Origin of the sequence: Gemmiger formicilis, from assembly GCF_016901605.1 — a bacterium.
Lineage (GTDB): Bacteria > Bacillota > Clostridia > Oscillospirales > Ruminococcaceae > Gemmiger > Gemmiger formicilis_B.
In genome coordinates this window covers 1-5,981 of record NZ_JACJKP010000172.1, presented here as the reverse complement: position 1 = coordinate 5,981, position 5,981 = coordinate 1, and the positions used below count along the sequence as shown (strand labels likewise).

Annotated in this window: 5 protein-coding genes; 1 reads left to right on the top strand and 4 read right to left on the bottom strand. The window is 58.0% G+C overall.

The window, feature by feature from the left end:
* Both H6B10_RS11910 and H6B10_RS11905 read right to left on the bottom strand, forming a co-directional pair.
* Positions 1-1,613 (bottom strand): family 78 glycoside hydrolase catalytic domain (locus H6B10_RS11910; RefSeq protein WP_204651809.1); only part of this gene is annotated, 1,613 nt, incomplete at its 3' end.
* 242 nt (positions 1,614-1,855) lie between these two features.
* Positions 1,856-3,211, bottom strand: coding sequence for an MATE family efflux transporter (locus H6B10_RS11905; RefSeq protein ID WP_345941820.1), 1,356 nt, complete (start codon positions 3,209-3,211; stop codon positions 1,856-1,858).
* A gap of 169 nt (positions 3,212-3,380) precedes the next feature.
* On the opposite strand from H6B10_RS11905, the gene H6B10_RS11900 reads away from it, so the two are divergent.
* Complete coding sequence (locus H6B10_RS11900) at positions 3,381-3,953, top strand: TetR/AcrR family transcriptional regulator (protein ID WP_204651807.1); 573 nt, start codon at positions 3,381-3,383, stop codon at positions 3,951-3,953.
* A 65-nt stretch (positions 3,954-4,018) separates the two neighbouring features.
* Here the strand turns inward: H6B10_RS11900 and H6B10_RS11895 are convergent, their stop codons facing one another.
* Complete coding sequence (locus H6B10_RS11895; RefSeq protein WP_204651806.1) at positions 4,019-5,218, bottom strand: helix-turn-helix domain-containing protein; 1,200 nt, start codon at positions 5,216-5,218, stop codon at positions 4,019-4,021.
* Between the two features lie 70 nt (positions 5,219-5,288).
* The coding region (locus H6B10_RS11890) for a family 1 glycosylhydrolase (RefSeq protein WP_204651805.1) at positions 5,289-5,981 on the bottom strand (693 nt) is incomplete at its 5' end.

Below are 5,981 nucleotides of genomic sequence, written 5' to 3'. Positions count from 1 at the left end.
AGAGCGTAGGGCACCAAAATGGCGGCGTCCCCCCAGCCGGCGGACATGCACAGCATGGGTGTCATATACCCGGGGCGGCTGTTGGGCGGGGCAATGTTGGCCATCCGTCCGTCAGGGTACTGGTTCAGGCGGCATTCCTTCAGCCACTTGGCAACCACCGGGTAGCAGTCCATCAGGGTCAGGCCGGTCTCAATAAAGACGCCCATGTCTCCGGTCCAGCCCGCCCGTTCCCGGGTGGGGCAGTCGGTAGGAATATCGCAGAAGTTGCCTTTCTGGCTCCAGATGCTGTTGGCTACCAGCCGGTTTACCGCTTTGTTCCCGCAGGTGAAAGAGCCGGTGACCGCCATATCGGAGTAGACTGCATGGGCGGTGAACACCGCCCCGGTCAGGTCTGCATCCGTCTCTACTTTGGCATACTGAAAGCCCATGATGGTGAAGCTGGGTTTCCAATGATTTACCCCTTCCTTGCAGATCAGCTCCAGCATCTGGGCGGTGCCGCCTTCATTGTGGCGGCTGCGGTCCTGGAAGTTCTCCTGGGTGAAGTTGCCGTTTTCATCCAGCGTTTCACCACAAGTCAGCAGGACTTTCTGTCCCGCATGAGCGGTAAGGGTCATCTCCACATAGCCGGCAATGTTCTGGCCGAAATCCAGCACGGTTTCTCCGTTGGGGGCGGTGAACAGCCGCCCGGGAAACGCCTCCCTCTCCCGGATGGGAACCGTATTCATGCCGGTGACAGGCAGGGCATCGCGGTAGGTTCGTACTTCGTGCCAGCCGGCAAGAGAACCTTCCAGCCGGGCGTCATACACTTCGCCCTGCTGTAAATCATTCTGGCGGATGGTGCCTTGCTGGGTGGCCTGCATGGTATCGTCCGAAACACAGAACACCTTGCCATCAACCTCCAACTGGAAGAGAACGCCCAGCGTATCGCCGAAGAGGTTGCGGTCACCGTCCACGCCGCTGGTGCTGCGGTACCAGCCGTCGCCCAAGGCAATCAGCAGCTCGTTTTCCCCCTCCCGCAGAAGATCTGTCACGTCGTAGGTCTGGGCGCCTAGGTGCTTGTCAGCGGTAAAACTGCCAGGCGCCAGCACCATATCGCCCACTCGCACGCCGTTGAGCCAGGCTACATACAGTCCTTTGGCGGTGATGTACAGCCGCCCGCGACCGGACGGGGCGGTGAAGGTTTTTCGCAGATAGGAGGCCGGACGGTGGGGCTGGTAGGGCTCCGCCGCACCCTTGCCGGCGGCCTCTTTCTCGGCCTGCTTGCGCTCCCAGTTGGGGCGGGCAAAGGCGTTGATGGCGTCGTCACCGGGAATATCCAACGGTGCAGTCTCCGGGTCCACCCACAGCCCCTGCCATTCCCCGGTGGAAAGTCCCGTCTCAAACCGGGCCTCGCTCCAGGGGCCGGGACAGTTATTTTCGTCCCACAGCCGGACCTTCCAGCTGCCCCGGACCCGGGCCCCTTCTACGGCGGGAGCATCGGCATGCATACTTTGGGTTGCCACCTTGCCGCTTTCCCAGACAAGGGCATCGTCTGCCGTCAGGTGGATCTCATAAGCGGTCTGGCGCAATCCGCCGGTGCATTGCCAGGATAAAAACAATGGGCCGCCATCCATTCCAAGAGGGGCCGTCAGGTGATTGGTTTGAAGATTGGTTGCTTGCACGGTTCTGCAGTCCTTTCCCTTTCAGATTGTTTTCATTATAGCGAAAAAACAGGGATTATACGGGGTGATAATTTGGAATGTGGGGTGAATTTTCATGCAATATAAAGACTGTTGCAAATGAAAAGCCCGGGCAGCATTTTGAAAACAAAATGTGCCGGGCTCTTTTGGACGTGAGGATAACACGTTGGGGCACTTTATAGACAGGTTCGAGGCCGGAGGCTGCTCGTCAATTTATGCCAGACCATAATAAAGAGCAGCAGAGCAATGGCTGCACTGAGCAGGTCGGTGGCGGCACGGGCAGCCGCCAGGCCGGGCAGCCCCAGCAGATGGTGGAACCCGTACAGGGCCGGAACCAGCAGCACGCCCTGGCGCAGGGCGGAAAGAAGGGTGGCACTGCCGGCATAGCCGGCGGCCTGCAGGAAATTGATGCCCAGATAGTACAGGCCCAGCAGCGGACTGCCTGCCAGCAGCCAGGGAAGGAGCTGGCGAGCCAGGAACACTGCCTCAGGATCGGATAAAAACAGTCCAATCAGCGGCCGCTGTGCCAGCAGGCAGAACAGAGAAAACAGGGTGCCAAAACCTACGGTCAGGCCCAAACTTCTGCTCAGGACTGCCCGAAGCCGGGGGAGATTCCGTCCGCCCACATTATAGGAAAGCAATGGCTGCAATCCCATACAGATGCCCATCTGGACCAGGGTCACGACCATGGCGGATTTGTCGGCGGCTGCCATGGCAGCCAGGGCGTTGGTGCCGTAAGCAGCCAACAGACGATTGCTGAAACTGCCGGCCAGACCACTCAGCAGACTGCTTACCCCATTGGGCAGGCCCAGAGTCAGGACCCGCCCCAGCCGGGAGGGGCAGCGCAGGGCATCGGCAGGTCGCAGACTCAGGGCATCAGAACGGCAAAGAATGTGGTGAAGGTAAAGCCCGCTGGCCACCAGATTGCCCAGCATGGTGGCTGCGGCAGCTCCGGCAATGTTCCAGCCGAAAGCCAGGATGAAAAGCGGGTCCAGCAGGATATTGGTAAGGCTTCCGGACAGGTTGCCCACCAGTCCCCGGCGGATGGCGCCGTCTGCCCGCAGCAGGGTGGCTGCGGAAACTGAGAAGATCATGGCCGGGGCACCCAGAGCCAGGATGCGCAGGTAATGGGTAGCGTAAGGCAGGATCTCGGCATTGGTGCCCAGCAAATACAAAATCGGTTCACAGAACAGATTCAGTACCACGGCCAGGAGTACGCCGGTCAGAAGGCCACACCAACCGCAAAGGCTGGAAACGCACCGGGCGTCCTGACGGTCGCCAGCGCCCAAAGAACCGGCCACCACGGCACAACCGCCCATGCCCAGCACAGTGGCACCGGCAGAAGCCAGGGTGAAAACAGGCCCCACCACCGCCACCGCCGCGGTCAGGGCGGTATCCTGCAGCAATCCGATAAAAAACAGGTCGGTCATATTATAGATGATCATGACCAGAACCGACAGGACAGAGGGGCCCACCAGCGCACCGATAGCCTGCCAGACAGGCGCCTCTTTGAACAGCCGTTCGCTCTGCACAGAAAGTCCTCCTTTTAAAAGAACACATGGTGATTTTGTGAACACGTGTTGCTTTTTCTTCTGCCTTTCAGTATACTGAGGAAAAAGAACCGGCGCAATCAGCAATAGAGCGGCAGCTGTTGCTTTGTGCGACATAAAGCGTCTGGCTGTTGCAAAAAGGAGCACAAATATGAAAACTGATCCGCGTACCCGTTATACACGGGAGATCATCACCACCGCCTTCTGGCAACTTCTGCAGCAAAAGCCGATGGAGAAGATCACCGTCAAAGAGGTCTGTACCCTGGCGCAGATCAACAGGGGAACCTTTTACCGGCATTTCCGGGATTGTTATGATCTGATGGAACAGTTGGAGGAACAGGCCCTGGAACAGCTGGAAGCAGCCTTGGTGAGTACCCGAGACCGGGGCGTGCAGGCGGTTTTGCTTTCCATGCTGCAAAAGCTGCAGAACGACGAGGATTTTCTGGCAGTTCTGGCGCGGCAGAGCCCGGACGACGCCTTTCTGCACAGGGTGGTGGGGTGCTGTTTTCACTATATGGACCTGCGGATGGACGCTGGAGAGCGCACCGGGGCGGATGACGGCTGGAGGGGAATGCAGAATACCTTTTTGTTTGCGGGGGCTTCCGGGGTGATGTCATACTGGCTGCACAGTGACCGGAAAGCGCCGCCGGAACAGGTGGCGGCGGCCATTGCGGCGCTGTGTGCCGGAGCGGCCAGCGTGGCGCCGCCAGCATATTCTCTGTAAAGAAGAAAACAGACAGCGAAGAAGTTCCTTCGCTGTCTGTTTTGATGTGCTGGAAAAAATAAGTCTCATCCACCCCTATACTCTACGGGTGTTTGTCCGGTGACTTCCTGAAAGATCCGGCTGAAATAGTTGCGGGTACTGAAACACAGGGCGGCAGCAATCTCCTGTACGGTCTGGTCGGTGCTTTTCAGAAGGACCTTTGCCCGCTCAATTTTGGCAAACTTGATGTAGTCATTGATGCAAAGCCCGGTTTCCGCCTTGAACTTATGGGTCAGGTAATATTCGGTATAGCCTACCACGGCTGCCAGATCGGCGGCCCGGATCTTCTGGTCCAGATGCATCTCGATGTAATCCACACACTGCTGGACCGGACGGCTGAGTTTGGGATTCGTGCGGCATTTGTGTACCCGGCGGATAAAGTCATCGTACATCACCAGGCTCAGCGGATTCAGATCGTCCAGGGTTTTGGCAGACTCGGCGGTCTGGATATAACTGTCACCCAAAGCATAGGCCTCCTCGGGAGAAAGCCCGCCCTCAATGGCTGCACGGCACACCAGGGAGGTGAACACGATCACCGAAATTTTGCTTTGCCGCAAGGCGTCATCGCTGTGTACCGGGACACCGGCACTCAAGGTCATGCTGTTGGACAGTGCCTGTTTGTAGTTCAGATCCCCGGTGCGTACCATCTGTAAAAGACCTTGTTCTGCCATCCAGACCTTGTGGCGGTCATGGGCAGGGGTATAGGTCGGATCATAGACTTTGGGCGGAGTTTCGCTGTTGATATCACTGATTTCCAGGTGGATTCCCGTCAGACAATAGTGCATCATCAAGGTGTACCGGTGCAGGATGGTATTTTGCAGTACAGGAACTTTGGTCAGAACCTGCTGCAGATGCATCGTCCAGGAAACACTGGTTTCCAGATGACTGTAATAGCGCAGACCCTGTTCAATTCCTCGCATGGAAACATCCTGATAGAAGACCGGCCCCATTACCCAGGCACGTTTCAGCTTCCCGTTTTCCTTTTCAAAAGCGGCCGCCCACAGGATTCCCAGGGCGGTTCCCAGCGTAATGGGGGTATCATGGGCGGCGCCGTATTCCATCATCTGCTGTTTGCAGCCGAACAGGTCAAAAATACCGGACAGGAAGGCTTCGTCCGGGCAGTTGCTGCGCAGCAGGTTTCCCTTTTCGTCGTAACACCAGGTGAAAATCGGGCCGCCGCACTGCACCAGCTCTGCCAGCAATGCCATGCTCTGAAAAACTTCCATCGGAACCACCTCGCTTGCCGTTATTATATCATGAAAAAAGGGCTGCCGTACAGACAGCCCTTTCTGGCTTTTACTCTCCGACGTAACTGCCCAGCACTGCCAGACTGGGCTTGGGCGTGCGGGCCATGGTGGTGCGGTCCACGGCAATCAGTCCGAAGTTCATGGCAAAACCTTTCTGCCACTCAAAATTGTCCATCAGGCTCCAGTGGAAGTATCCCTTCACTGGCAGACCGTCGGCTGCACAACGCTGTACCCCGGCCAGGGCTTGCTCGATAAAGGCTGCCCGACGGGTGTCATCGGCGGTGGCAATGCCGTTCTCGGTGACAATCAGGTCTCCGCGGAAGTCCTTGGCTACCTTGCGCAGCACATGTTCCAGGGCCTGGGGATAGAATTCATAGTCCATTTGGGTCAGTTCTGCACCTTCGGGGGCGGGCAGCTGGCCGGTGGGGCCGTACAGAGTACGGGTGTAGTTCTGCACACCCAGAAAGTCGTCTCCCTGAATATAGGGCAGGTAGTGGGTAAACTCCTCCTTCCAGGCCGCCTCGGCAAAGGGTTCTCCGCCCGGCTGGGCCTGCAGGTCATGGAGAGAAAGGGTCAGGCCCACCTTTACATGTGGGCAGATGGCCCGGATGGCCTCCCGGGCGGCGGTGTGGGCGCGCATGACCAGCAGATCTCCTTCGGGGGTACGCTCGCTGACAAAGATTTTGGGCTGCGGGTCCCCAAAGACACCGGCGTTTTCAGCGGCGGCATATTTCATGTTCTC

Excerpts from the sequence above, each read along its gene's own strand:
- H6B10_RS11895 (WP_204651806.1), bottom strand. The coding sequence starts at position 5,218 with ATGGAAGTTTTTCAGAGCATGGCATTGCTGGCAGAGCTGGTGCAGTGC.
- H6B10_RS11900 (WP_204651807.1), top strand. The coding sequence starts at position 3,381 with ATGAAAACTGATCCGCGTACCCGTTATACACGGGAGATCATCACCACC.